Genomic DNA, 26,251 nt, shown 5'->3' on the forward strand with positions numbered 1-26,251 from the left:
TTGCTACAGGGTCCGCACGGAGGCGGACGGCGATGTGGTCGTACGTGGTGCGCTGGAGTGCCGCCAGGGCCGGGACCGGGGGTGCCTCGGCCCTGGCAACACTCGATGTTAACGTTAACAACTGTTGATCTGTCAAGGATGGATGTTCCGAGAGCCCCCATCAGCCCCGCGGCCGCGCCGTGCTGGACCGCAGCACCAGGTCAGGGGGCGAGGTCGAGTCGTCGGCCGGTCTGCCGTCGAGCGACGCCAGGAGCGTCGCGATGATCCGCGCGCCGAGGTACGCGAAGCCCTGGCGGACCGTCGTCAGCGGCGGGATGAAGTTCGACGCCCCCGGGACGTCGTCGAAGCCCACGACGCTCACGTCCCGCGGGACGACGAGGCCCGCCTCGTGAAAAGCCCTCAAGAGGCCGAGCGCCAGCTGGTCGTTCGCTGCGAAGACCGCGGTCGGCACACCGTCGCGAACGAGGTCCTGACCCACCACGTACCCGCGCTCGGCCGTCCAGTCCCCCTCGATCGGTTCACCGACGTGCAGCCCCAGCGCCGCAGACTCCGCGGCCCACCCGACCACCCGGGCACGAGCGTCGAGCCAGTCCGCCGGACCAGCGAGGTGCACCACCTCGCGATGACCGAGCCCCGCCAGGTGGCGGACCACGAGCCGTGCGCCGAGCTCTTGGTCCACCGAGACCGTCGTCACCGTCTCCGGAGGATCCGGGATCGCCGCCACCACGACGACCGGCAGCCCCTCCCCGAACGTCCGCACGGCCTCGACGACGTCGGCGTGCGGCGCGATGACCACCACGCCCTCCACCGCCTGGTCCATGAAGTGCTCGAGTACCTCGTGCATCGACTCGGCGTCCACGGACCGCAGCGTCGCGACCGACAAGAAGTAGCCGGCCTCCCGCGCAGCCTCCTCGATCCCCACGAGCGTGCGCGACGGACCGAAGAGATACGACCCGGTCGTCACCACCCCGAGCGTCCCGGACCTGCGCGTCACGAGCGCACGCGCCGCGCTGTTGCGCCGGTAGCCGAGCCGCGCGATCGCCTCGAGCACCCGGTCGCGTGTCTCCGGGCGCACGTTCGGGTGGTCGTTGAGGACCCGCGAGACCGTCTGGTGCGAGAGCCCGGCCGCACGGGCGACGTCGTTCATCCCCGGCGGCCGCGAGTCCCCAGCCATCAGAGGCTGAACGCCAGGTAGAAGTTCTCGATGTCGGACGTCGGACCGGTGGCCTGGAGGAGAACGGTGCCGTTCGTCCACACAGCCGTCGAGGTCTCCTCGTCCACGCTCATGATCGAGTACGTCCCGGCCGGTTCACCAGCCACCGTCACCTCGCCCGACGAGACGGGCTCGCTCCCAGCAGCGACCGTCGTCGCTGCCTGGGCAGCAGCCTCCTCCGCCGTGGGCCACTGACCGACGACGACCTCGTAGTCGACGTCCGAGCCGTCGAGGGGACCCGTGTACGTCGCTGCGACGGACTCGAGCGCCGCCGCGGCCGCGAACGCGTCCGACGGAGCGATCGCTGTCAGGACGAACTGGCGGACGGCGCCCGGCAACGACAAGAGCAGCGCGGACCCGTCCCCCCGGTCGACCGGCTCCGCCACCGGGGTCGGCTCAGGCAAGACGACCTCCACCGCGCTCGGCATCTCGGTCGGCTCCGAGGCGTCCTCTCCGGTGAGCCACACCACCAGACCGACGACGACGGCGAGCAGGAGGACGCCCCCGATCGCCCACGGGAGCCACGGCGGGCCAGGGAGCTTGCGGCGTGCGCTGGCGCCCGGGTCAGCGACAGTCCCCGGGTCAGGGACAGGCTCTGTGCGTGCTCGACCGCTGGCGTGCTGATCGCTCATGGTGCTCGTTTCCCCTTGTGAAGCGATGGTCGTCCGAACCAACCAGCCTACGGGCTGCACCGCTCACGAGGTCGGTGCCACGACGGAGCGAGCCCCTGGCGGTTCGAACCGCCCTGTGGACAAACGTCGCGGACGGAGGAGACTGGATATATCGCTACCGGGACGCGGCGCGGCCACCTGCCGAGCATCCTGGGCGGCCGGTGGCCTCTCGACAGGAGGCGTCATCATGACCACACCGCGCGGGATCGTCGTCGGCATCGACCGGTCCCCAGGCTCTGTCCACGCGCTCGACTGGGCGCTCGACGAAGCAGTCTCACGCGAGGTGCCGCTCACGGCGCTCCTCGTCTGGGACGCATCGTGGATGGACGCGCCCGAGGTCTCGCTGACCCAAGACACGACAGAGACCATCTACCAGCGGATCGGAGCGCGAGAGCTCGCCCGGGTGCAGACGATCGTCGACGACGCCCGTGAGCGCCTCGCGGCGCGCACACCATCCGCGAGAGACCACGAGATCGTCGCCGCGCAGGTCCAGGGCTCTCCGGTGACCTCGCTGCTCGAGCAGAGCGCGGACGCCGAGCTGCTCGTCGTCGGCCGGCGCGGTTTCGGGACGCTCGCGCACCTCGTCATGGGCTCGGTCTCCGCGAACGTCGTGCACCACGCGCACCGCCCCGTGACTGTCGTCCCCGAACCGCCGCGCCGCCCCGACGCGAGCGTCCCTGCGGGCCGGCACGCCGCACCCGCGACCGTCGTGGTCGGCGTCGACGGCTCCGACTCCTCGGTCCGTGCCCTGCGCTACGGTGCCGAGGTCGCTGCGCGGCTCGACCTCGACCTCGACGCCGTCAGCTGCTGGAACATGCCGACGCTCGCGCCCGCCGTCGGCGGGACAGCCTGGGTCCCGCCGTCCTCGGGCCTGGCGGCCGAGACCGAAGAGACCCTCGCACGCACCGTCGACCTCGCCGCGCTCTCCCTGCCCGCCGACCGTGTCCACCAGGTCGTCCTCGACGCCTCCCCCGCAAAAGGGCTCATCACGTACGCCCGGCTCGCCGAGCGCCTGGTCGTCGGCAGCCGCGGGCTGGGCGGCTTCGACCGCCTCGTGCTCGGCTCGACGAGCAGCCAGGTCCTGCGGCACACAGCAGGTCCGGTGACCGTCGTCCCTGAGTGAGCCGGCCCGGCGCGAGGCGTCCCACCGTCCTGCGCTGTCGGTGCCACCCGGTAGCGTGCCGCGCATGGCCTCCTCCACCTCGACCGCACGGTCGTCCACCACGACCGGTCGCACCGCACGACCCGGATACCGCTGCACCGAGTGCGGATGGACCACGGCCAAGTGGGCGGGTCGCTGCGGCGAGTGCCAGGAGTGGGGATCGGTCACCGAGGCGGCCGCCGCCACGTCCGGCCCGCGGACCGTCGCGTCCGCGCCCACGCGCAACGTCGCGAAGCCGATCGGCGAGATCGACGTCGACTCCGCCCACGCGACCCCCACCGGCATCTCCGAGTTCGACCGCGTCCTCGGCGGCGGGATCGTCCCCGGCGCCGTCGTGCTGCTCGCAGGCGAGCCCGGGGTAGGCAAGTCGACCCTGCTCCTCGACGTCGCGAGCACCTACGCGCGCGGGGGGCGCCGCGTCCTCTACATCACCGGCGAAGAGTCCGCAGGTCAGGTGCGCCTGCGCGCCGAACGCATCGACGCCCTCGCCCCAGGGCTCCTGCTCGCCGCCGAGACCGACCTCGGACAGGTGCTCGGCCAGGTCGAGGCCACGCAGCCCGACCTCCTCATCGTCGACTCGGTCCAGACCATCGCGTCCGCCCAGGTGGAAGGGTCGCCCGGAGGCGTGAGCCAGGTCCGCGAGGTGGCCTCCGCGCTCATCGCCGCCGCCAAGGGACGCAACATGCCCGTCGTCCTCGTCGGACACGTCACCAAGGACGGGTCCGTCGCGGGCCCGCGCACCCTCGAGCACCTCGTCGACGTCGTGTGCCAGTTCGAGGGCGACCGGCACTCACGCCTGCGCATGATCCGCGCCGTGAAGAACAGGTACGGCCCTACCGACGAGGTCGGCTGCTTCGAGCTGACCGAAGACGGCATCACCGGGCTCGCAGACCCGAGCGGGCTGTTCCTCAGCCACATCAACCTCGCCGTGCCCGGCACGTGCGTCACCGTCACCCTCGAAGGTCGGCGCCCGCTCGCCCTCGAGATCCAGGGCCTCGTCGTCGCCAGCCCGCTCGCCAACCCCCGACGCACCACGAGCGGCATCGACTCCAGCAGGCTCGCGATGATCCTCGCCGTCGTGCACCGTCACCTCGGCGCCCGGCTCTCCGACGCCGACGTGTACGTCTCGACCATCGGCGGCGCTCGCGTCACCGAGCCTGCCGCCGACCTCGCGATCGCGCTCGCCGTGCTCAGCGCCGTCGAGAACAAGTCGATGCCCGTCGGCACCATCGCGATCGGCGAGGTCGGGCTCGCCGGAGAGCTGCGTGCCGTGACCGGGATCTCTCGTCGGCTCAGTGAGGCGGCTCGCCTCGGCTTCACGCGCGCCGTGGTCCCCGCCGGCACCAGCGGTCCCGCCCCGGCCGGGATGACCCTCCTGCCTGCGGCGAACCTCGCGGAAGCAGTCCAGCGCACGCACCAGGTGTTCACTGGCACCGACGCCCGCGACGCGTAAGATTCGCTCGTGGCCAACTCCCCCGCGCACATCGACGAACTCCTCCGCGAGACCCTGGCCGCCGTGGCGCCAGGGACCGAGCTCCGTGACGGGCTCGAACGCATCCTTCGCGGCCGCACCGGCGCGCTCATCGTCCTCGGCTTCGACACGACCGTCGAGACCATCAGCTCCGGCGGGTTCGTGCTCGACGTCGAGTTCTCCGCCACCCGCCTGCGAGAGCTCGCGAAGATGGACGGCGCCGTCGTCCTCGACCGTGAGGCGGACCGCATCCTGCGCGCCGCCGTCCAACTCCTCCCAGACCCCCTCATCGAGACGACCGAGTCCGGGACGCGTCACCGCACCGCAGAACGCGTCGCCAAGCAGACCGGCTTCCCCGTGATCTCGGTCAGCCAGTCGATGCGGATCGTCGCGCTCTACGTCGGCGGATCGCGGTACGTGCTCGAAGACTCCGACACCGTGCTCTCCCGAGCCAACCAGGCGCTCGCGACCCTCGAGCGCTACAAGGCTCGCCTCGACGAGGTGAGCGGCACGCTGTCCGCCCTCGAGATCGAGGACCTCGTCACCGTCCGCGACGTCTGCGCTGTCGTCCAGCGCCTCGAGATGGTCGGACGCATCGCCGAAGAGATCGCCGGGTACGTCGTCGAGCTCGGCGCCGACGGTCGGCTCCTCGCCCTCCAGTTCGACGAGCTCATCGGTGGGCTCGGCGCCGACCGAGAGTTCGTCATCCGTGACTACGTCGAGGTCGCACGCAAAGACCGCTCCGTCACCGACGTGCTCGCGAGCCTCGGCGAGCTCGACTCCACCGAGCTCCTCGACCTCACGCTCATCGGCCGGGTCCTCGGGCTGCCGGGCGGCGGCGAGGCGCTCGACGCCGCCGTGGCCCCGCACGGCTACCGCCTCCTCGCGAAGGTGCCTCGCCTCCCTGACACGATCGTCGAACGGCTCGTCACCCACTTCGGTGGGCTGCAGAAGCTCCTCGCCGCGACCATCGAAGACCTCATGACCGTCGACGGCGTCGGCGAGCAGCGTGCGCGTTCCGTGCGCGAGGGCCTCTCCCGGCTCGCCGAGTCGAGCATCCTCGAGAGGTACGTCTAGCCTCGTCCCCCTCTCTAGCGGGCGTCCCTCGGACGAGCTCACGTGGGACGCTGCTCAACTGCCCGGCCTCCCAGGGGAGGAAGGTTCTGGACAGTCGATGAGCCAGGGGCCACGGTGAAGACGACGGATGAGGTAGTCGACCTCCACGGGGTCGAGATCCCGGTCGACGGCGGCATCGCGGCGACCTGCGCTCTCTAGGTGCTGTGGGGCACGACGTCGATGACACGTCGGGGAGATGTCGGTCCTGGACCCGAGGACGTTCCCGACGCCTTGGCCGAACCCGCCCGGCTCCATCCGTCGTGCACCGCACGCTCGGCGCCACCCCCTACCGACCCCTCGGATAGTGCTACTGTCTAGTCAATAGATAGCGGCACTATCCGAGGATGATCCCGTGCGCGAGACCCGCTCCCCACAGCCACCCAGAGGACTTGTCTTCGCGTGCGTCGCTGCGTCGCTGCCGATGTTCATGGCCGCCCTGGACAACCTCGTGATGACCTTTGCGCTGCCGGTCATCAAGGAAGACCTGGGCGCGAGCGTGGAGCAGCTGCAATGGTTCGTCAACGCGTACTCCATCGCGTTCGCGACCCTCATACTGCCGCTCGCCGCCCTTGGCGACCGGCTCGGCCGGCGCACGATCTTCTTCGCCGGCGTCGTGGTGTTCACCGCTGCGTCAGCCCTGGCCGCGACCGCGACCACAGCGGAGCTGCTCATCATCGCGCGAGCCGTCCAGGGGATCGGTGCCGCGGCGATCGTCCCGCTGTCGCTGACGATCGTCTCTGCTGCGGCGTCGGCTCGCGTGCGACCGATCGCCATCGGGGTCTGGGGCGGGGTGAATGGGCTCGGCATCGCCGTCGGGCCGATCATCGGTGGCGCCGTCGTCGAGGGTTTCGCATGGCCGGGCATCTTCTGGCTCAACGTTCCCATCGGCATCCTCACACTCGCGCTCATTCCGTTCGCGGTGCCTGCGTCATGGGGGCGGCGTCTTCCGTTCGACACCACAGGTTCACTCCTCGCGGTAGCGTTCGTCCTCCCGCTCATCTGGGCCATCGTCGAGGGTGAAGACCGGGGTTGGGCCAGTGGTCTCATCGTGGGCGCGCTGACATTGTCCGCGGTGGCGCTCACCGCGTTCCTCGTGCACGAGCGCCGGAGCGCTGCTGCGTTCCTACCGCTGAACTTCTTCCGCGAGCGGCCGTTCACGCTCGCGAACCTCGCTGGGCTGCTCTTCTCCGCTGGAGTCTTCGGCGCGATCTTCCTGCTCAGCCAGTACCTGCAGGTGGGTATGGGGTACGGCGCGCTCGAGGCCGGCCTCCGGGCCGCGCCCTGGACCTTCGCACCGATGATCGCTGCCCCCCTGAGCGGTTTCGTCGTGCGGCGGATCGGTACCGGCCCAGTGATCGTCACCGCGCTGGCTCTGCAGACGATCGCCATCGCGTGGATCGCGCTCGCGTCCAGCGCCACCACCGAGTACAGGGACGTCGTCGTCCCGATGCTCCTCGCCGGGATCGGGATGGGCCTGACGCTCGCTCCGCTCGCCAACGCTGTCCTCATCGGACGGACTGAAGAGGAGCACGGCATCGCCGCGAGCGTCAACAGCACTCTGCGACAGCTCGGCATCGCGATCGGCATCGCGCTCGTGACGGCTCTGTTCCTCCGGCACGGCGACTACCTGCCCGGTCAGCCGTTCATCGACGGGATGAAGCCGGCGCTCATCGCCTGCGTCGCCATCACAGGCTGCGCGACGATCGCCGCGCTGGGGTTGCTCCGGCTGCCCTCTACGCCCAGCACGGTCAGTCCGATACAACCACCGACCCCTGTCGTAACAACACCTTCGGAGGATTGAAACGATGCCTACGATCCCATGGCGAGGCGGCCCCGACGCCCGAACAGAGGGTGCTCAGATCACCGTTATGGCCTCGCGGTTCGAGCTTCAGAACGCACGGGCGGTCCCCTCGTTCTTCGTCGCCTCCATCACCGCATGGTGGCAGTCGCTCCACGCCGAGGGGTGCGTGGGGGTGTCCTTGCAGGCGCGCCCCCTGGCTCGCGAGTTCTGGACAGTGTCCGCCTGGACCTCCAAGGAGGCGCTGTACAGCTACGCCCGCACGGCACCGCACACTGGTTCAGCTCGACGTCAGACCGCTGGCATGAAGTCGAGCGCCTTCGTCTTCTGGGAGGTACGCGGGAGCGCCCTCCCGGTGAGCTGGACCGAGGCCAAGCGCAAGGTCCGCGAGCAGGTGGCGCGCCAGCGTGCAGCGTCCGACGAGCGGGGTGGCGGACCGGAGCGGACCACGTAGCACCAGTATCCCTGAGGCGCTCCCGGTGCCACCGACAGCCCCCGGTCGTCCGGCATCGGACGACCGGGGGCTGTCGCTAAGATGGTTGACCCGGCCTCTGCACCGCACCGGCACGAGCGCGGTCTCCTCGATGCGTCACGAAGGATGCTTGCAGCGAAGCATCGCCCGGGTAGCGAGCGACGTAGAACCGGAAGGAACTTTGATGCTCATCTCTGAGCTCAGTGCTGCGAGCGGCGTGAGCACCCACCTGATCAAATTTTATCTGCGCGAGGGCCTCCTCCGGCAGGGCCACCTGACGTCCCGGACACGGGCTGAGTACAGCGACGATCACCTCCGCGAGCTCGTTCTCATCCGCGCTCTGGTTGACCTGCGAGGGTTGCCGGTCCAGGCGGTGGGCGAGATCCTGGCTGCGCTCCGGCTGCCCGCGACGAACTTCCACTACCTCCTGGGCTACCTCGTCGGCTCGCTCGACGAGCCTGCACCGCCCGCAGAGCCGTCCGAACCAACGGGAGCAGACGACGAGGACTCCACCGCCGCCCGGCGAACGCTCGACGAGGCCGTCGCCGCGATGGGATGGCACGTCCACCCCGGCACGAAGGCCATGCGGTCTGCCGAGGCCAGCCTCGACGCCCTGCGCCGGTACGGAATCCCCCTCGACGTCACCGACCTGCTGCAGTACGCGCAAGCGGCCGACACGATCGCGCAGGCTGACTTCGCCCACCTCAGCACTCTCGCGTCCCGGCAGGAGATGTTTGAGCACGCCCTCATCCGGACGTTCCTGCTCGACACGACGGTGCTCGCCATGCGGCGTCTCGCACAGGAACACCTCAGCGGACAGCACTTCAGCGGCGAGGACACTGACCCAGCAGGCACTCCTCAGCCTTGACCCCTGCCGTGAAGGCGGACTCATACCAAAGGAGCAGAGCGCGGGGCAGCCGACCAGCTGTGGGTGAACGGCCTGGCCTACGTCTCGACGTGGACGGGCGCTGCCTACGCCGGCTTCATCAGCGAGGCCTGCGCCCGCACGATCGTGGGCTGTCGAGCCGTGCCGACGATGCGGACCGAGACCGTGGACGCCGATGGTCGGCTCACCTCGATTCACTCCGGGGAACAGCTGGCCGAGAGCGTGAACAGCTCCTGCAAGGCCGAGCTCATCCGTGGACCGACCCTCCAACAGCCCAGGAAGACGGCCGAGGAGGTCGAGCTCTCGACCGTCTGCTGGCACAACCACAGATGCCTGCACCGCTACCTCGACGATGTCCCTCCGGCGGGGTTCGGGCAGTCCTTCTCTGCTGACCAGACCGACCATCACCAGGTCGTTGAAATCTACTAACTCACCTCTTCATCAGGCTCAGGGCGATTTGCACCTCATTGCTGCTGCTCGTGGTACAGTTTGCGACTATATTCTCACCTTTCAGGAGTATCCATCCGTGAAGATATTCACGCTGCGCAACGCGCTTCGCCTGATCCTCCTGATGCTTTCGGTCTATGGATTCTGGGTCTTTCTCCAGCCCGTGATCATCTCCGGAATCATCAACATCGGAAACATCGTCGGCATGGGCTTCTCTGCCCTTCTGGCCGTCGTCGTCCTCTTCTCGTCGAGAGCCTCCCGCTTCCTGTCCGCCCGCATGAAGCAGCGCCGCGGAAAGATCACCATCGTCTCGGCTGCCGCTCTCCTCGGTTGTGGCGCCCTCTGGTGCGGCGTGCTCTCCGTGCTCATGGCGACCGCCATGATCACTCAGCCCGAGTCGCCCACCACCGTGATCGTCCTCGGCTGCCGCGTGAACGGCGACACGCCGAGTGCGTCTCTCCTCCGTCGAGTCGATACTGCCGCGGACTATCTCCTGGCGAATCCTTCTGTGCAGGTGATCGTCTCCGGCGGCCAGGGCGCCCACGAATGGATCAGCGAAGCGGAAGCGATGAAGCGCGTCCTGGTGCAGAGAGGCGTCTCTGAGGACCGCATCCTGATGGAGGATCGTTCGACCTCCACGCTCGAGAACCTCACGTTCTCCCAAGAGATGCTTGCTGAAAACGGTTTGAGCACATCGGTCGTCGTCGTCAGCGAGGGCTACCACATGTACCGGGCGCTGTCCTTCGCCGAGCGCATCGGACTTGACGCCGAGGGGCTTGCCGCGCCGACCGTCCCATGGATTCTTCCGACGTCGTGGGTCCGCGAATGGTTCGGCATCACGCTCGACACCATTCGGAGATAAGCGAGGTCCTTGACGGGATTCTCTGCGCACAGGAACTTCACCGGGATCTTCGGCTTCGTCATGTGGTTGCTGCGGGAGGAGTGTGGGCATGCCTATTGCCACGCCTGGAGCAGGTCATCGGCGGTCAACACCTGCGCCAGCCGGCCGTCGGCCACGACGCCCGCGGGGCACACCGCCACCAGTAGCGCGCTCGACCCGAGGGCGCGGATCGTCGTGGCATCCGTGGCATCCGTGGCACCCTTGGTGAGGTCGACCGTCGTAACCTTGCTGTCAGGGCGCCACCTGATCGTCCCAACGAACGCGTGCTGGTCGGCGGGAGTCGAGTCCCGCAGAGTGGTGCAGTACGGTGGCTTGCCACGTCGTAGACGTGGGTGCGGTCGCCGCGATTCTCCTTCGAGAAGCTCTCTTCTTCTCACTCAAAGGCACGTCTCACGATGACCGCACCACATCTTGTCGACCCTGCTGACCTGCTTGGCGACGTCCTGGCCAAGGCGTCCGCTGATCTGATGTGTCACGCCGGCGCACTGCTCGGCGGCGTCGGCCTTGAGCTGCTCGACCTGCCCGGTCAGCCGCGCGACCTCCTCGGTGAGCAGGTGGGAAGCGTGAGCCGCGTCATCGGCCTGGCTCGCTAGTCCGTCGGCCTCTGCCCAAGCCTCCTTGACCGACGCGCGCGGCCGCGTGCGAACCCTGGCCGCCGACCGGGCGCTGTGGCACCTGATGCGCGCCGTGGCCTCGCGCGATGACGGGCTCCAGGATGTCGTCGTGGAGAGTCGGCACGTGGCGGACGAGAACTTGGCGCTGCTGCCGGGTGCTCTGCATTTGGCGCGTGAGCTCGACGACGACCGCGAGGCCACGGGCGGGGAGGCGATCAGCACCCGCCTCGTCGGTGAGATCGCGGCCGACGGTAGCGGCTGGTCTCGTGCTCGACGCGTGGGACCAGGCCGATGGGGCTTGCCCCCTCCACGCACGCGTCACCAACGTCATGACACACAACCGCTAGCCTCGGGCTTTCATGGCGGGGTGGGTCTCAGTAGGTGTCATGACGCAAGAAAGTGCTCCTGACCTGGAAGAATACGGTTTGTTGAGGACCGATTCTGACTAGTTCGAGGAGCACCTTCAAGGTGAAGACTACCGTCGCGTATCCCCGTCTGAACATCGTCACGTCGGCGACGTCCGCGGTTGGTCAGGCTGGTGGGGTGCTGTTGACCGAGACGGTCCGGGCGACGGGTCTGGATCGGGCGTTGTCGACGGGCTTGGCGCGGTGGCGTAAGCCGACGGCGTTCCACGACCCGGGCAAGGTGATCGTGGACCTGGCGGTCGCCCTGGCGTTGGGTGGGGACGCGTTGGCGGACGTCGCGGTGCTGCGCGCCGAGCCCGGTGTCTATGGCGCGGTCGCCTCGGATCCGACGGTTTCGCGCACGATCGCGGCGTTGGCCGCTGATGCCCCGGCAGCGTTGGCGGCGATCAACACCGCCCGAGCTGCGGCCCGTTCGGCGGCCTGGCGCCTGGCTGGTGAGCGCGCCCCCGACGCGGGCGCCAGCGCGGTGGACCCTCTGGTCATCGACCTCGACGCGACGCTGGTCACGGCGCATTCGGAGAAGGAGAACGCGGCGCCGACGTTCAAGCGCGGGTTCGGGTTCCATCCCCTGTGCGCGTTCGTCGACCACGGCGGCGCCGGGACCGGGGAACCGCTGGCGATCATGCTGCGGCCGGGCAATGCCGGGTCGAACACCGCCGCCGATCACATCGCGGTTCTCCGAGATGCTCTGGCTCAGCTCCCTGGTCATGGCGGGCGGACGCGGGGCAGTAAGAAGATCCTGGTCCGCACCGACGGCGCAGGCGGAACCAAAACCCTCATCGAATGGCTCACGACCCACCGCCTGGGCTACTCGGTCGGGTTCACGCTGCCTGGCAACACCCCCGACCTGCTGGCCCGCATCCCCGAGACCGTCTGGGCCCCGGCCCTGGACGCTCACGACGAGGTCCGTGACGGCGCCTGGATCGCTGAGCTCACCGACCTGATGGACCTGACCGCCTGGCCGGCAGGCATGCGCGTCATCGTTCGCAAGGAACGACCCCACCCCGGGGCCCAGCTGCGCTTCGAGGACGTTGACGGGATGCGCATCACCGCGTTCGTGACGAACACGCCCGCCGGTCAGCTCGCTGACCTCGAGCTGCGCCACCGCCGCCGCGCCAGATGTGAAGACCGCATCCGCATCGCCAAGGACACCGGTCTGCGCAACCTCCCCCTCAAGGCCTTCGCCCAGAATCAGATCTGGTGCGCGATCGTCGCCCTCGCCAATGACCTCCTGGCCTGGATGGGCATGCTCGCCCTCACCGACCACCAGGCCCGCCGCTGGGAACCCAAACGCCTGCGCCTACGCCTGTTCACCATCCCCGCCGTCATCGCCCGCACCGGCCGGCGCACCTGGCTCCGCCTCTCCAACCGAGCGCCCTGGGCAGCGCTGGCCGCTCAAGCAGTCCAAGCCCTGCGAGCCCGACCCGCACCCGGCTGAGCGCCAGCACACCCTTGACTCAACGACCCCCGCGCGACCACCCGGACCTGGAACCGGCGCCCAACCCGACGACACGGGACCATCTGTCATACCCACAAGGCAGAATCACACCCGAGCAGGCGCCCTGACGCCCAAACGACCCACCTCATGAGCCCGATGAAAGATCGAGGCTAGCCTCGGGCTTTCATGGCGGGGTGGGTCTCAGTAGGTGTCATGACGCAAGAAAGTGCTCCTGACCTGGAAGAATACGGTTTGTTGAGGACCGATTCTGACTAGTTCGAGGAGCACCTTCAAGGTGAAGACTACCGTCGCGTATCCCCGTCTGAACATCGTCACGTCGGCGACGTCCGCGGTTGGTCAGGCTGGTGGGGTGCTGTTGACCGAGACGGTCCGGGCGACGGGTCTGGATCGGGCGTTGTCGACGGGCTTGGCGCGGTGGCGTAAGCCGACGGCGTTCCACGACCCGGGCAAGGTGATCGTGGACCTGGCGGTCGCCCTGGCGTTGGGTGGGGACGCGTTGGCGGACGTCGCGGTGCTGCGCGCCGAGCCCGGTGTCTATGGCGCGGTCGCCTCGGATCCGACGGTTTCGCGCACGATCGCGGCGTTGGCCGCTGATGCCCCGGCAGCGTTGGCGGCGATCAACACCGCCCGAGCTGCGGCCCGTTCGGCGGCCTGGCGCCTGGCTGGTGAGCGCGCCCCCGACGCGGGCGCCAGCGCGGTGGACCCTCTGGTCATCGACCTCGACGCGACGCTGGTCACGGCGCATTCGGAGAAGGAGAACGCGGCGCCGACGTTCAAGCGCGGGTTCGGGTTCCATCCCCTGTGCGCGTTCGTCGACCACGGCGGCGCCGGGACCGGGGAACCGCTGGCGATCATGCTGCGGCCGGGCAATGCCGGGTCGAACACCGCCGCCGATCACATCGCGGTTCTCCGAGATGCTCTGGCTCAGCTCCCTGGTCATGGCGGGCGGACGCGGGGCAGTAAGAAGATCCTGGTCCGCACCGACGGCGCAGGCGGAACCAAAACCCTCATCGAATGGCTCACGACCCACCGCCTGGGCTACTCGGTCGGGTTCACGCTGCCTGGCAACACCCCCGACCTGCTGGCCCGCATCCCCGAGACCGTCTGGGCCCCGGCCCTGGACGCTCACGACGAGGTCCGTGACGGCGCCTGGATCGCTGAGCTCACCGACCTGATGGACCTGACCGCCTGGCCGGCAGGCATGCGCGTCATCGTTCGCAAGGAACGACCCCACCCCGGGGCCCAGCTGCGCTTCGAGGACGTTGACGGGATGCGCATCACCGCGTTCGTGACGAACACGCCCGCCGGTCAGCTCGCTGACCTCGAGCTGCGCCACCGCCGCCGCGCCAGATGTGAAGACCGCATCCGCATCGCCAAGGACACCGGTCTGCGCAACCTCCCCCTCAAGGCCTTCGCCCAGAATCAGATCTGGTGCGCGATCGTCGCCCTCGCCAATGACCTCCTGGCCTGGATGGGCATGCTCGCCCTCACCGACCACCAGGCCCGCCGCTGGGAACCCAAACGCCTGCGCCTACGCCTGTTCACCATCCCCGCCGTCATCGCCCGCACCGGCCGGCGCACCTGGCTCCGCCTCTCCAACCGAGCGCCCTGGGCAGCGCTGGCCGCTCAAGCAGTCCAAGCCCTGCGAGCCCGACCCGCACCCGGCTGAGCGCCAGCACACCCTTGACTCAACGACCCCCGCGCGACCACCCGGACCTGGAACCGGCGCCCAACCCGACGACACGGGACCATCTGTCATACCCACAAGGCAGAATCACACCCGAGTAGGCGCCCTGACGCCCAAACGACCCACCTCATGAGCCCGATGAAAGATCGAGGCTAGCGCCAGCCAGTACGTCGACCTGGGCCGCCAGGCGTCCAACGCATTCACCTACGATCTCGTTGTCGCGTCGCACACCACGGGAAACACCACGCACCAGACCGGCAACAAGCACTGGGACGAAGGCTACAAGAACAACTCCGGGGCCACCGCCTACACTGGCTCGTACGTGCAAGACCCGGTCAAAGTTACGGCCGGCATCGTCATCAAGTCTGCGGGGGTACATTGCGCTTTCTGATCCACAACAGCAGACTTCCAGCGTCATGCCAGAACTCTCCATGGGGAGCCCTGGCAGTCGTTGCAGTGTGCGTGGCCACAGCAACATTCCTCGTCGGCTGTTCAGGAGACGCACCACCAGAGACCGTAAAATACGAGGATCCAGGGTGGATGGCGGAACAGGCCCAGCTGCAGGATGAGTATCGCGCCAACATGCAGTCATGTGTAGAAGCTGCAGGGTGGTCCGTGACGATCACACACGAAGGAGGTGTCGTTGAGCCGTTCAACGGTCAGACGGAGATGGATCGATACGCAATTGACCGAGACGCTTGTCGAGAGTCTTTGGGTCTCCATACCGACGGGGCTGCGCTAACAGCCGACCAGTACGAACTCATTTATGGTCGTCAGGTCCAGACTCGTGAGTGCTTGGTTGCACAGGGCTACACTATGGCGACCCCTCCCTCGAAGGAGGCGTATGTCGAGGCAGCCCTAACAGGTGATTCCAATTCTACGGCAGCCTGGAGCCCTTATCTTGACTCTGCATTTGAGAAGCTAGCAGAGTCCGAGTACAATAGATTGCAGGAAGAATGCCCAGAACCCTGGTGGCCCTCAGCCCCGTCGTAGCCCATCGTCGGCCCTGGGGTTGTAAGGGATGAGGGCTGGGCGTCGCATAGGCTGGGTTGTGTGGGTAGTACTACTTGCCGTGAGCGTTGCCCTCGGCGTCGTCGCTGGGCGAACGGTTCTCGGTCCCGCGGCGGCGCCAGATGGGGTTGATGCGGCACGCGTTGAGACCTACACGGTGACCTCCGGGACACTCGGGCGCTCGGCGACCTACACGGCAATCGCGACGTGGGGAAAGCTCCCCTTTGGGACGACGGCTGCCAATGGCACATTGACAAGCTTCGAAATTGTGAGCGGCGAGACTGTCGACTCTGGGTCACAACTGTTCGCAGTGGATTTGCGCCCTGTCATCGCACTCTCGGGCGCTGTGCCCTCGTTCCGTGACCTGACGCTCGACTCCGAGGGCGCGGACGTTAGTCAGCTCCAGACCTTCCTTCGAGAGAGCGGCTACCTGCGCGTGAGCGCTGATGGGGAGTTCGGTTCGCTCACCGAGTCCGCCGTCAAGAAGTGGCAGAAGCATCTGGGTATCGAAGCCGACGGCATCGTGCGCGCAAGCGATGTGATCTTCGTTCCGAACCTGCCTGCCCGCGTCCTTCTCTCAGAGGAGGTCGTCGTCGGCACGCGCCTATCCCCCGGTGACGCTGTGGGGTGGGCCCTCGGCCCAGCACCGACGTTCGATATCCAGCTCGAAGCCGGTCAACGGGGGGCTGTACCAACGGCGGGAGGCAACGCAGAGGTGATCAGCGGTGCGACGCGGTGGAAGGCGGTTCTAGGTCAACCGTCCATTGACGCAGAGGGGCGCACCCTCATCTCCGTGACCGCCCCTGACGGTTCCCCGGTGTGCGGGGAGACGTGCGCCGATGTTGCAACCTCGGGGGAAGGCACCGTCTTCTCCGTTGAGGTGGTGACCTTGAGCGAAGCCACTGGCGCAATAGTTCCGGTGTCCGCGATCACGACCCAGCCCGACGGGTCCTCAGCGATCGCCCTCGAGGATGGCACCAGCACGCCGATCACCGTCATCACATCCGACGGAGGCCGTGCAGTGGTCGAAGGGATCGAGATCGGAGCGAACATCCGCCTCTTCGCACCATCGACCTCCACCAGCACCGATGAGTAGCTCAAGTCAGGGAGTGCTACAGGTTCGCGAGCTCGGTTTCGCCTATAGCTCCAGGGGCTCCACGGTACTTTCGGGCGTAAGTATCGACTTCGAGGCCGGCGCTATCACGGCGCTGACTGGACCGTCCGGTTGCGGGAAGTCCACGCTCCTCTACATCGCAGGGCTCATGCTCCGACCCACAGAGGGAGCGGTGCTGTTCCAAGGCACAGACGTGAGCGCCCTGCGCGATTCCGATCGATCACAGATCCGCAGGAACAACATGGGATTCGTCTTCCAAGACGCCCTGCTCGACCCCAGCAGAACTGTTCTGGACAACGTCCTCGAGCCCGCTGTCTTCGCAGGCGTACCGCGCCGCCACCTCTCGGGTCGAGCTCACGACCTTCTCGAGGCCTTCGGCGTCTCCCACCGCGCCTCTCACCGGCCGGGTCAAATCTCAGGAGGGCAAGCACAGCGAGTCGCACTGTGCCGTGCGCTCCTGCTGGAACCCACCGTCATTCTGGGAGATGAACCAACGGGCAACCTCGACGCCGATTCCACAGAAGTCGTCTGGGAGACACTCGATTCAGCAGCGAACCAAGGCGCCACGGTGATCATCGCCACGCACAACGCCCGACTGGCGACGAGAGCCCACGCCCACATCGCACTCTCATGACCCCATCAACGAAGCGGCCTGCGAGACCGTTGACCGTCGCCGCTCGTGAGGCTCTCGCTGCAGCCCGATTCCAACGGTCGACAACAGCAATGTCAGTCATCGTCAGCGCAATCGTGACACTCACCGTCATACTCACCACCGGCCAGTCCGCAGCATCCCGGCAAGCTGTCCTGAACACCATCGACACCCTCGGGACCACCCTCATCGTGGTGAGCGACAACTCCACCGAGGGCATTCTCGGCCCAGACTTCGTCGACTCAGCAGGGAACCTGTCTACCGTCGAATGGTCGTTCGGGCTCTCCGACGTGACCGACGCACACAACTCAGCTCTCGGCGCAGGCGCAACGCCAATTCCCGTTCGAAAGTACATCGGCACCCTCCCCGACGAGGTGACCCTCTCAGCAGGCAGGATGCCTATAGCGGCGGGTGAGATGTGGCTTGGAACCACAGCGTTCGAGAACGCACGGATGGAATCCCCGTCGGGAACGATACGTGCAGATGACACGAACTACGCCGTTGTCGGCTCGTTCGCGGCCCCTACCGCAATCAGCCAGTTCGACGAGCTCGGCCTGATCAAGACGTCCGACACAGAAAGAGCAGGCCTGGGCATCAGGTACGTATACGTCAGCGCGACGGAAGCAGCCTCAGTCGATGAGGTCATCAGCTCCCTAATTGCAATGGTTCCGACTCAAGACGTCGCTAGCATCTCGGTTGAAGCTGCCGCCGGCGCTATCGCCCTTAGAGAAGCTCTCGGCGCTCAACTCGACGCCGACGCTCGGTCCATGCTCGTCCTCGTACTCGTGGTCGGTTTCATCTTGACGATGGTCATCACTTATGTGAGTGTGTCCTCCCGACGGCGGGACATCGGCCGGCGCCGAGCGCTCGGCGCAACCAGATCCCAAACCGTGGCCCTCATCCTCTTGCAAGGGTTGGCGACCTCAACGATCGGGGCCCTTACCGGCACCGGCGTGGGGCTGCTCATAGTGCATGTACTGATCGGCGCAACCCCCGGAGCTCCCTTCACCGCAAGTGTCTGCCTGCTAGCGATTCTCGTCTCTGGAATCGGCTCGATACCACCTGCCGTCCTGGCAGCATTTACCGACCCAGTCCGCATCCTGCGTGTGCCTTAACATCTGGCTGCTTCACCACCTGCCGGACGTCCGTCGCGTAGAGCAGCGTCACCGCATCGCTCAGATGAGACTGTCTCGTACCGGGTTTAGTGGCTCATCGCAAACGAGGGTGTAGCAGGGTGGGCGCGTCGTTGCGGGATGAGGGTCGAGGTCTTCCGATGATGGAGGTTCCTACGCCGCCCACCTGAAAGACCTCGACGTGTCTGACGCTACCTTCACGCGCCCCGATCTGACCACATTCTGCCGTCTTGACGAGCTGGGCCTGGAGGCGATCGGGCAGCGCCTGGAGCCTGATCGGGCTGTCTTGGCGTGCCGGATCACCGAGCCGGACAACTGGTGCCGGCGGTGCGGGTGCGAGGGGATCTTTCGAGACAGTGTCACTCGTGAACTCGCGCACGAACCTCTGGGTTGGCGGCCGACCACGCTCGTGCTCACGGTGCGCCGCTACCAGTGCACGGGCTGCTCTCATGTGTGGCGCCAAGACACCAACGCCGCGGCCGAGCCGCGTTCGAAGATCTCCCGCCGCGGCCTGCGCTGGGCGCTGGAAGGCCTGGTCCTCCAGCACCTCACGGTGGCCCGGATCGCCGAAGGCCTCGCGGTCGCTTGGAACACCGCCAACGCGGCCGTCTTGGCAGAAGGTCGCCGTCGCTTGATCGCCGACCCCCGCCGTTTTGAGACGGTGACGACGATCGGGGTTGATGAGCACGTCTGGCGCCACACCCGCCACGGCGACAAATACGTGACCGTCATCATTGATCTCACCCCGATCCGGGGCGGGACCGGCCCCTCCCGGCTCCTGGACATGGTCGCCGGCCGCTCCAAGCAGGTCTTCAAGACCTGGCTCTCTGGCCGCCCCCAGGACTGGCGCGACGGGGTCGAAGTGGTCGCGATGGATGGGTTCACCGGCTTCAAGACCGCCGCCGCCGAAGAGCTCCCCCAGGCGGTCGCGGTGATGGATCCGTTCCACGTCGTCCGTCTCGCCGGGGACGCCTTGGACCGTTGCCGGCGCCGCGTTCAGCACGACCTGCACGGCCACCGCGGCCGCCGAGACGACCCGCTCTACCGCGCCCGCCGGACCTTGCACACCGGCGCCAGTCTCCTCACCCAGAAGCAGACTGCCCGGATCGCGGCACTGTTCGCCAGTGACGAGCATGTTCAGGTTGAGGCGACCTGGGGCATCTACCAGGCGATGGTCACCGCCTACCGCGAACCCGACCGCGCCAGAGGCAAAGCCCTGATGGAAACCCTGATCACCTCGGTCACCTCCGGCGTTCCGGCCGCCCTGACCGAGATCATCACCCTCGGTCGAACACTCAAGAAACGAGCCATCGACGTCCTGGCCTACTTCGACCGCCCCGGCACCAGCAACGGACCTACCGAAGCCATCAACGGCCGTCTCGAGCACCTGCGCGGCTCGGCCCTCGGCTTCCGGAACCTGACGAACTACATCGCCAGATCGCTGCTCGAAGCCGGCGGCTTCAGACCGCTCCTACACTCTGGATTGCGATGAGCCGGTTTAGTGGGGGCCCAAAACAGACGCTCCGACGGCAGCCGCCGCAGGGTTGTGACAGTAGCGCTGGTCTCGTGCTCGACGCGTGGGATCAGGCCGATGAGGCTTGCCCCCTCCACGTACGTGTCACCAACGTCATGACCCAGAACAGCTTGCCGGCCACCTCGCCGGACTCGTCGAGTGGCTCGAGATCACCAGCCCCCAAAGTGTGCGAGACCACCTCACGGCCATCGGCATCATGCTCACCGAGAGATACCCCTGATCGAGGCGACAGCAGCCCTCTGTTCGCGAGCGTCCGTACGAGCGCTCGAGGAGACGCAGCAGTCGGTTCCCCGCTCGGCAACCCACAGGTCCGAGCAACGGGAGAACGACGTGGTGCACGGCGACGCGTGGTCATCGGGATGGCCCCGCGCATGCTCGGTGACGATCGAGGTCATGACCGGGGGCGAAGCTGTTGCCGGTGTGGACCTCAGCACGTCAGGGTCCGTGCCCTGCCGTGAGCGCGCTGGACGGTCCAGCTTCCGTCGCCATCATCTGTCGTTAGAAACGGTTATGGGTTCATTCATTGCTACAGTCATGTCGTGACGACGGATGACCAGGCACGAACACCCACCGGCAGGCGGCGGGCAGCCGGTGCGCACCACGAACCACCGTTGAACCTGAGACGCCCAGGATGGCCGACATTCAGCAGCGAAGCTGTCCCCTGGGACCCCTCGACCGAGGCCTACGGCCCCCGAACCGGGCGAGCCCAGCACCGCGGCCCCTACGAAGCCGCGATCGCACCCACGATCGCCGACGCCCACGTCTACCTGTCGTCCGCGGCCTCCGCACTCGTCGCCGAGGCAACAGCGGAGATCGCCAGGTTCGACGGCGAGGCCCTCGGAGCCACGACCTCCTTCGCGGCGCTCCTCCTGCGTACCGAAGCATCTTCGTCATCCCAGATCGAAGACCTCACATCGTCCGCGAAGGCCATCGCCCTGGCAGAGCTCGGCCGCAACGGCCGAGCCAACGCCGACCAGATCGTCGCGAACGTCACCGCCATGACGAGCGCCCTGGCGCACGCCGAGCGTCTCGACCCCGACGCGATCCTCGCCATGCACCAGGCCCTCATGGCCCGCCACCTGCCGAAGGATGCCGGCCGGTGGCGTACCCAGCAGGTATGGATCGGCGGGAGCAGCAGGTCCCCGCACAACGCCGCGTACGTCGCGCCCACCCACCCACGAGTCCCCGCAGCGATCGACGACCTCGTCGCGTTCGCCGGCCGGGACGACATCGCCGTGCTCGCCCAGGCGGCGCTGACCCACGCCCAGTTCGAGTCCATTCACCCGTTCCCCGACGGGAATGGCAGAACCGGCCGCGCACTGCTGCATGCCCAGCTGCGCAACGGTGGTCTGACACGGACCTCCATCGTCCCGGTGTCGGCCGGCCTCCTCTCAGACACGGCCCGATACTTCGCCGCACTGACCATCTACCGTTCCGGGGACATCGAACCGATAGTCACCGAGGTCGCAGAGGCTGTGTTCCCGGCCCTCGCGAACTCTCGTCAGCTCATCGCCGACGTGACCAGTGCCCGAGCCTCCTGGGGCGAGCAGATCCACGCGCGACGTGGCGCTTCCGCCTGGGGCCTGGCCGACCTGCTCACCACCAGGCCCGTGGTCGACACGAAGCTCACCGCGGCCGAGCTGGGCATCTCGACGGTCAACGCCCAGCTCGCAATCGACAGGCTCGTCGACGACGGGGTGCTCGAACAGATCGGCCACGGGCAACGTGACCGTGTGTGGCAGGCAGGTGAGGTCCTCGACGCGATGGAAGGGTTCGCGACCCGGTCCCGCCAGCGCGTTCACTGACCGACGTCACACTGTCTCGTCCCGGGTGTGACGGAGGGCCTGTTCGACCCTCTCCGTGAACGCCCGTTCACGACACACCCGCGCTGCTCAAGGTCGAGGTCGGCGTGTTGTGCACCATGGATCGTGTTCGAGACCTATGGGCCGTCAGGGTCGTCCACGGACGATCGCCGCCGTGTCACCAACATCATGCCCCACACCACCTAGCCGAGCCTGAGCACGACCGTCGTCGACTCCAGTCCCGGCGCGCTCACCACGGCCTGATAGGTGCCGGCACCCGGCGCCGGGAGGTCTGCCGTGCACCCGGGAGCAGAGCGACCGGTCCCCCAGGTCACCGTCTCGACGTCCTGGTTCCCCGGTGCGAGCAAGAGCATCCGGGAGCCCGCCGTGTCACAGTCGGCGCTCGACCAGATCCGGTCGGACCCTGACGTGATGACGATCTCGCGCGTCGCGAGCCCCGCGTCGATCGTGCACGGGTTCTCGCCCGTGTGCGTGATGCTCACCTCGAACGACGCCGTCCCACCGAGCGCATAGCTCGTCGCGTCAGGTGTCAGGGTCAGCTGGACGTCAGCCGAGGTGCAGTCCACAGGGACGTAGGTTCCGGTCGCTTCCGGGGTCGGGTCCACCTCGACGGTGTCGTCCGACTCGACCATCCCGCCGACCCACCCGCCGAGCGCGCGGACACCCACGACGAGCGCGACGATCACACCCGCGAGCAGCACGAGCACGATCAACCAGCGCAGGAAGAGCGCACGACCGCTCGGCCTCGACGGCCGTGCTGGCCGTGCTGGCCGCGGAGCAGGCCGTCGGCCGCCTTGCTGTGCTGGCCGGCGTGGGCGTGGGCGTGGGCGACCGGTGCTCTCACGTTCCATGCCGCCCATCTTCGTCTACCAGACCGGGTCTGCACCCCGACGGCACGCCGGAGATCGTCGCCGTGGTGCGCGCCCGGACGCTCGCCGACTGGTGCGTGTCGAGGCGACAATGGTCCGGTGCCTCCAGCTCGCGCCCTCACCACACCGCCCGTGCCCCCAGCAGTCTCCGGCCGACCTGCTCCGGCTGCGACAGGGCCCGCATCGGCCTCGACGCTCCCACCAGTCACGATGCAGGAGGTCCTCGCCGACTGGTTCGCTCAGACGGCGCGAGACCTGCCGTGGCGTGCACCCGACCGGTCGCCGTGGGGCGTCCTCGTCAGCGAGGTGATGGCGCAGCAGACCCCCGTCGCCCGGGTCGCACCCCTGTGGACCGCGTGGATGGAGAGGTGGCCCACCCCGTCCGACGTTGCGTCCGCACCGACCGCCGACGTGCTGCGCGCGTGGGGAACGCTCGGCTACCCGCGTCGCGCCCTGCGGCTCCAGGAGTGCGCCCGGGCGATCATGGAGCGGCACGACGGCACGGTGCCCGAGGACGAGCCGTCGCTGCTCGCGCTCCCGGGGGTCGGGACGTACACGGCGGCCGCAGTCGTGGCGTTCGCCTTCGGTCGTCGGTCGGTGGTCGTCGACACCAACGTGCGCCGCGTGCTCGCGCGGACGCTCGGCGGCGACGCGCTGCCTGCGCCGTCGCTCACCTCGGCCGAGATGGCACGGGCCGCGTCGGTCGTCCCGTCCGACGACGCTGACGCGGCGACGTGGGCGGCGTCGTCCATGGAGCTCGGCGCCGTGGTGTGCACGGCGCGCGCGCCGCGGTGCGACGCGTGCCCCGTGAGCTGGGCTTGTGCGTGGCGCGCGGCGGGCTACCCGCCGGACGAGCACGGTGCGCGACGCAAGACGCAGGCCTGGGCAGGGACGGACCGGCAGGTCCGCGGCAAGGTCATGGCCGTCCTGCGGGAGGCGCACGGCCAGGTGGGCAGCGGGCAGGCGGGGAACGGGCAGGAGGCGCACGGCCGGGTGGCCCGCTCGCAGGTCGCTCTCGTGTGGCCCGACGCAGCACAGCTCGACCGCTGCGTCGCCGGGTTGATCGAGGACGGGCTCGTCGAGCAGACGGGTGACGAGCTCCACCTGCCAGGCTGACCAGCACGAGCCGCAAGGACGATGCGAACCCTCGGGTCAGTGCGGGTGCACAGGTCAGTACGGGTGCTACGGCTGCACAGAGCACACGTGGCAGCGGAGTCCTGCGCGATGGCAGAGTGGTCGTCGTGCCGACGACCGAGACGGATCTTCCTCCCGCACCGCAGAGCCCGTGGCGTCGCGCGATGCTTCACGTGCGCGGGCAGGCCTGCGGGCCGCCCCTCGAGCCGGGCCTCGACGTGACCGTGCACCTGCACCCGGACCGGGCTGCAGGCGAGGCGTTCCTCGTCCACGCCCTCGCACGCGACGGCGTCGGACGACCGCTGCTCGAGACGGGCACGGTCAGCGGCGATCCTGCCGTCCACGCAGGAGCTGACCGGTGGCAGTGGGAGCACGACGCGTTCGGGGGCGCGTACGACGACTCCCCCGGTGCGCAGCGACCGAAGTACGGCTCGCTCAACCATCGACGCCGGCCTGCGGGCGGGTCGGTCCGGTTCGGGTCGTCGCACCTGCGGCTCGCGCCCCATGTGCTGGCGCGGACCACCTTCTGCTCCTCGGGCGGCTCGACGGACCCGACGACCCTCGGCACCGTCGAGCACATGCTGCCCTCGGTCCTCGCGGACGCTGCCGACCTGGACGTGCTCGACGACTACGTCGAGGCGCACGTCCACGGAGCCCTGCGTCTCAACCGGGACATCGCTGCTCTCGTGCTCGACCCGAGCTTCCGCGGCACCGCGGTCGAGGACGCGGCGGGCTCGCTGCCCTTCCCGGTGGAGTGGCACCACGGGTTCGTCTTGTCGGTCGACGAGCTCGCGGAGCACGAGACCTACCGCGGAGCGGAGGTGGTCGCGCTGGGCCGGGCGGTCGCGCAGGGCGACGTGCTCGACGCCCGGATCATCGGCGACGCGGTGCGTGCCGACGGTCACGACCCGCTGATCCTCGAGAGGCTATGGCACTGCACGGCGAGGTTCGGTCGTCCTGCGTGACGGCCTGGCGCGTCAGAGGTCGAGCAGCATGCGTGTGTTGCCGAGGGTGTTGGGCTTGACGCGTGCGAGGTCGAGGAATTCTGCGATCCCGTCGTCGTGGGAGCGGAGGAGCTCGGCGTAGACGGTCGGGTCGACGGGGGTGCCCTCGATGACGCGGAAGCCGTGACGGTGGAAGAAGTCGACCTCGAACGTCAGGCAGAACACTCGTCGGAGACCGAGGTCGCGAGCTCGCTCGACGAGCCGGCTGACGATCTCGTGGCCGATGCCGGTCCCGAGGCGCCCGTCGTCGACGGCGAGCGTGCGGATCTCGGCGAGGTCCTCCCACATGATGTGCAGCGCCCCGCAGCCGACGAGGTCCGGGGCCTCCCGGCTCCCTGCGTCGGCGACGACGAACTCCTGCACGGTCTCGTAGTAGGCGACGGCCTCTTTGGCGATGAGGATGCGGCGTGCGGCATAGGGCTCGACGAGGCCACGGATGCTGCGGACGTCTCGGGGCAGTGCGGGGCGCAGCGTGTACGGGAGGACCGGTGCGGGAGTCACGCACTCAACCTAACGCAACATATGCACTCGGACGCATATTTTCTCACGGTGCGTGTCGGAGCCTCTACCCCAGCAGGCGCGTCGCCGTCTGCTCGTCGACGACGAGGTGCGTGACGGCTCCTGCCCGCAGCGCGGCCCGCAGCGGGACCACCTTGTTGTCGCCGGCGACGGCGCACACGCGCCGCGGGATCGCCCGCAGCTGCGCAGGGCTGGGGCCCGTGGCCCGCGCGTTGAGCGCGATGTCGCTGTAGGTGCCGTCCGCGCGCAGAAAGACGGTGCAGACGTCGCCGACAACGCCTTCGGCGTCGAGGGTCGCGACGTCCTGCGGCTCGAGGTAGCCGGCCGAGTACACGTGGCTGGGCAGACCGCCGGAGAGCGCACCGACGGAGAAGAGGGCGATGTCGGCTCGTCGTTGGACCTCGAGGACCCGTTGGACGGAGCGTTCACGCCACATCGCGTCCTTCGTCTCGGCGTAGTCGAAGAACGCGGGCACTGGGAAAAAGTGCATGTGGGCATCGAAAGCACGCCCGAACCCGGCGATGAGGTCGCTCGCATACTCGACCCCGCTCGTGCGCATGTTCGCTGCGCCGTTGAGCTGGACGACCGCGCTCCCCCGGGTCGGCTTGCGTGGCAGGTGCCGGGTGATCGCCCCGAGAGTCGTGCCCCACGCGAGGGCGAGGACCATCTCAGACTCGAACCACGTGCCGATGAGCCGGGCCGTGGTCAGCGCCACCTGGTCGAGGCGCTCGTCGTGCGACGCCGAGTCCGTGACGGGCACGACGTAGGCCTCGATCCCGTAGATCTCGCGGATCCGCTGGCCCAGCCCCGGCGCCCGGGAGTGGGTCGGGCGGAGGTTGATCTCGACGAGGCCCGTCTCGCGGGCCTCCTTGACGAGCCGGGAGACGGTGGAGCGCGACGTCCCGAGCTGCTTCGCGATGGTCTCCATCTTCATGTCCTGGAGGTAGTACATCGAGGCGGCCCGCAGGACGTCCTGTTCGCGCGTGTCCATCTGCTGCTCGTCTCGTCGGGGAGGCACCGTCCGCGGTCCTGGCGTCGCCGCAGGTCCGCACGCACCAGTGTGCACGTTTGTGCAGCCGGGTTGCGCGAACGTTCTGACAGTGTGACGTTTGATCCTGACACCACGCGAGTCGAAAGGT

The 26,251-nt window shown here is 68.1% G+C and carries 23 protein-coding genes; 18 read left to right on the forward strand and 5 right to left on the reverse strand.

Features of this window, described 5'->3' with window-relative positions; translation table 11 throughout:
* Nucleotides 1-160: 160 nt before the first annotated feature.
* Entirely contained in the window at nt 161-1,147 is a 987-nt protein-coding gene (locus ATL42_RS10175) for a LacI family DNA-binding transcriptional regulator (RefSeq protein WP_098456497.1), read from the reverse strand.
* Between the two features lie 26 nt (nt 1,148-1,173).
* Nucleotides 1,174-1,845, reverse strand: coding sequence for a hypothetical protein (locus ATL42_RS10180; protein ID WP_098455240.1), 672 nt, complete (start codon nt 1,843-1,845; stop codon nt 1,174-1,176).
* Between the two features lie 226 nt (nt 1,846-2,071).
* Between ATL42_RS10180 and ATL42_RS10185 the strand changes: the two genes are divergently transcribed.
* The 16 genes from ATL42_RS10185 (at nt 2,072) to ATL42_RS10260 (ending at nt 21,568) form a co-directional block, all read left to right on the forward strand.
* Nucleotides 2,072-3,007, forward strand: a complete 936-nt coding sequence (locus ATL42_RS10185) for a universal stress protein (protein WP_098455241.1) — start codon at nt 2,072-2,074, stop codon at nt 3,005-3,007.
* A gap of 64 nt (nt 3,008-3,071) precedes the next feature.
* Nucleotides 3,072-4,499, forward strand: a complete 1,428-nt coding sequence (gene radA / locus ATL42_RS10190) for a DNA repair protein RadA (RefSeq protein ID WP_098455242.1) — start codon at nt 3,072-3,074, stop codon at nt 4,497-4,499.
* Nucleotides 4,500-4,508: 9 nt separating this feature from the next.
* Nucleotides 4,509-5,594: a DNA integrity scanning diadenylate cyclase DisA gene (gene disA / locus ATL42_RS10195; protein WP_098455243.1), complete on the forward strand. Its 1,086-nt coding sequence runs from the start codon at nt 4,509-4,511 to the stop codon at nt 5,592-5,594.
* Nucleotides 5,595-5,985: 391 nt separating this feature from the next.
* Entirely contained in the window at nt 5,986-7,434 is a 1,449-nt protein-coding gene (locus ATL42_RS10200) for a DHA2 family efflux MFS transporter permease subunit (protein WP_245862416.1), read from the forward strand.
* A 4-nt stretch (nt 7,435-7,438) separates the two neighbouring features.
* Nucleotides 7,439-7,885 (forward strand): DUF3291 domain-containing protein, encoded by a 447-nt coding sequence (locus ATL42_RS10205; protein ID WP_098455245.1) that lies wholly within the window; start codon nt 7,439-7,441, stop codon nt 7,883-7,885.
* Between the two features lie 202 nt (nt 7,886-8,087).
* Nucleotides 8,088-8,771, forward strand: coding sequence for a MerR family transcriptional regulator (locus tag ATL42_RS10210; RefSeq protein ID WP_169925384.1), 684 nt, complete (start codon nt 8,088-8,090; stop codon nt 8,769-8,771).
* Nucleotides 8,772-8,834: 63 nt separating this feature from the next.
* Nucleotides 8,835-9,218: a hypothetical protein gene (locus ATL42_RS16200; RefSeq protein ID WP_143556736.1), complete on the forward strand. Its 384-nt coding sequence runs from the start codon at nt 8,835-8,837 to the stop codon at nt 9,216-9,218.
* A complete protein-coding gene (locus tag ATL42_RS10215; RefSeq protein WP_169925385.1) occupies nt 9,205-10,098 on the forward strand; it encodes a YdcF family protein in 894 nt (297 codons plus the stop codon). The genes ATL42_RS16200 and ATL42_RS10215 overlap by 14 nt, the downstream gene beginning before the upstream one ends.
* A 434-nt stretch (nt 10,099-10,532) precedes the next feature.
* Nucleotides 10,533-10,730, forward strand: a complete 198-nt coding sequence (locus ATL42_RS16205; protein WP_143556737.1) for a hypothetical protein — start codon at nt 10,533-10,535, stop codon at nt 10,728-10,730.
* 489 nt (nt 10,731-11,219) lie between these two features.
* On the forward strand, nt 11,220-12,614 hold the full coding sequence (locus tag ATL42_RS10225; protein WP_098453764.1) for an IS1380 family transposase: 1,395 nt from the start codon (nt 11,220-11,222) through the stop codon (nt 12,612-12,614).
* A 295-nt stretch (nt 12,615-12,909) separates the two neighbouring features.
* Nucleotides 12,910-14,304, forward strand: coding sequence for an IS1380 family transposase (locus ATL42_RS10230; RefSeq protein ID WP_098453764.1), 1,395 nt, complete (start codon nt 12,910-12,912; stop codon nt 14,302-14,304).
* A gap of 1,090 nt (nt 14,305-15,394) precedes the next feature.
* Nucleotides 15,395-16,429 (forward strand): peptidoglycan-binding protein, encoded by a 1,035-nt coding sequence (locus tag ATL42_RS10235; protein WP_169925386.1) that lies wholly within the window; start codon nt 15,395-15,397, stop codon nt 16,427-16,429.
* A 13-nt stretch (nt 16,430-16,442) separates the two neighbouring features.
* On the forward strand, nt 16,443-17,081 hold the full coding sequence (locus ATL42_RS10240; protein WP_245862420.1) for an ABC transporter ATP-binding protein: 639 nt from the start codon (nt 16,443-16,445) through the stop codon (nt 17,079-17,081).
* 89 nt (nt 17,082-17,170) lie between these two features.
* Nucleotides 17,171-18,211: an FtsX-like permease family protein gene (locus tag ATL42_RS10245; protein WP_169925387.1), complete on the forward strand. Its 1,041-nt coding sequence runs from the start codon at nt 17,171-17,173 to the stop codon at nt 18,209-18,211.
* Nucleotides 18,212-18,410: 199 nt separating this feature from the next.
* A complete protein-coding gene (locus tag ATL42_RS10250; RefSeq protein ID WP_098453752.1) occupies nt 18,411-19,721 on the forward strand; it encodes an ISL3 family transposase in 1,311 nt (436 codons plus the stop codon).
* Between the two features lie 581 nt (nt 19,722-20,302).
* Complete coding sequence (locus tag ATL42_RS10260) at nt 20,303-21,568, forward strand: Fic family protein (RefSeq protein ID WP_245862423.1); 1,266 nt, start codon at nt 20,303-20,305, stop codon at nt 21,566-21,568.
* Between the two features lie 200 nt (nt 21,569-21,768).
* Here the strand turns inward: ATL42_RS10260 and ATL42_RS10265 are convergent, their stop codons facing one another.
* The gene (locus ATL42_RS10265; protein ID WP_143556738.1) at nt 21,769-22,437 is read right to left on the reverse strand and encodes a hypothetical protein; all 669 of its coding nucleotides are present in this window, start codon (nt 22,435-22,437) and stop codon (nt 21,769-21,771) included.
* Nucleotides 22,438-22,665: 228 nt separating this feature from the next.
* Here ATL42_RS10265 and ATL42_RS10270 point away from each other — a divergent pair, with 228 nt between their 5' ends.
* A complete protein-coding gene (locus tag ATL42_RS10270; RefSeq protein WP_098455254.1) occupies nt 22,666-23,571 on the forward strand; it encodes an HhH-GPD family protein in 906 nt (301 codons plus the stop codon).
* Nucleotides 23,572-23,696: 125 nt separating this feature from the next.
* Nucleotides 23,697-24,554: a DUF3626 domain-containing protein gene (locus ATL42_RS10275; RefSeq protein WP_245862425.1), complete on the forward strand. Its 858-nt coding sequence runs from the start codon at nt 23,697-23,699 to the stop codon at nt 24,552-24,554.
* 12 nt (nt 24,555-24,566) lie between these two features.
* On the opposite strand, the gene ATL42_RS10280 is transcribed toward ATL42_RS10275, so the two are convergent.
* Nucleotides 24,567-25,094, reverse strand: coding sequence for an amino-acid N-acetyltransferase (locus ATL42_RS10280; RefSeq protein ID WP_098455255.1), 528 nt, complete (start codon nt 25,092-25,094; stop codon nt 24,567-24,569).
* Nucleotides 25,095-25,158: 64 nt separating this feature from the next.
* Nucleotides 25,159-26,103: a sugar-binding transcriptional regulator gene (locus ATL42_RS10285; protein WP_098455256.1), complete on the reverse strand. Its 945-nt coding sequence runs from the start codon at nt 26,101-26,103 to the stop codon at nt 25,159-25,161.
* Between the last annotated feature and the right edge of the window lie 148 nt (nt 26,104-26,251).

It is taken from the genome of Sanguibacter antarcticus, assembly GCF_002564005.1.
GTDB lineage: Bacteria > Actinomycetota > Actinomycetes > Actinomycetales > Cellulomonadaceae > Sanguibacter > Sanguibacter antarcticus.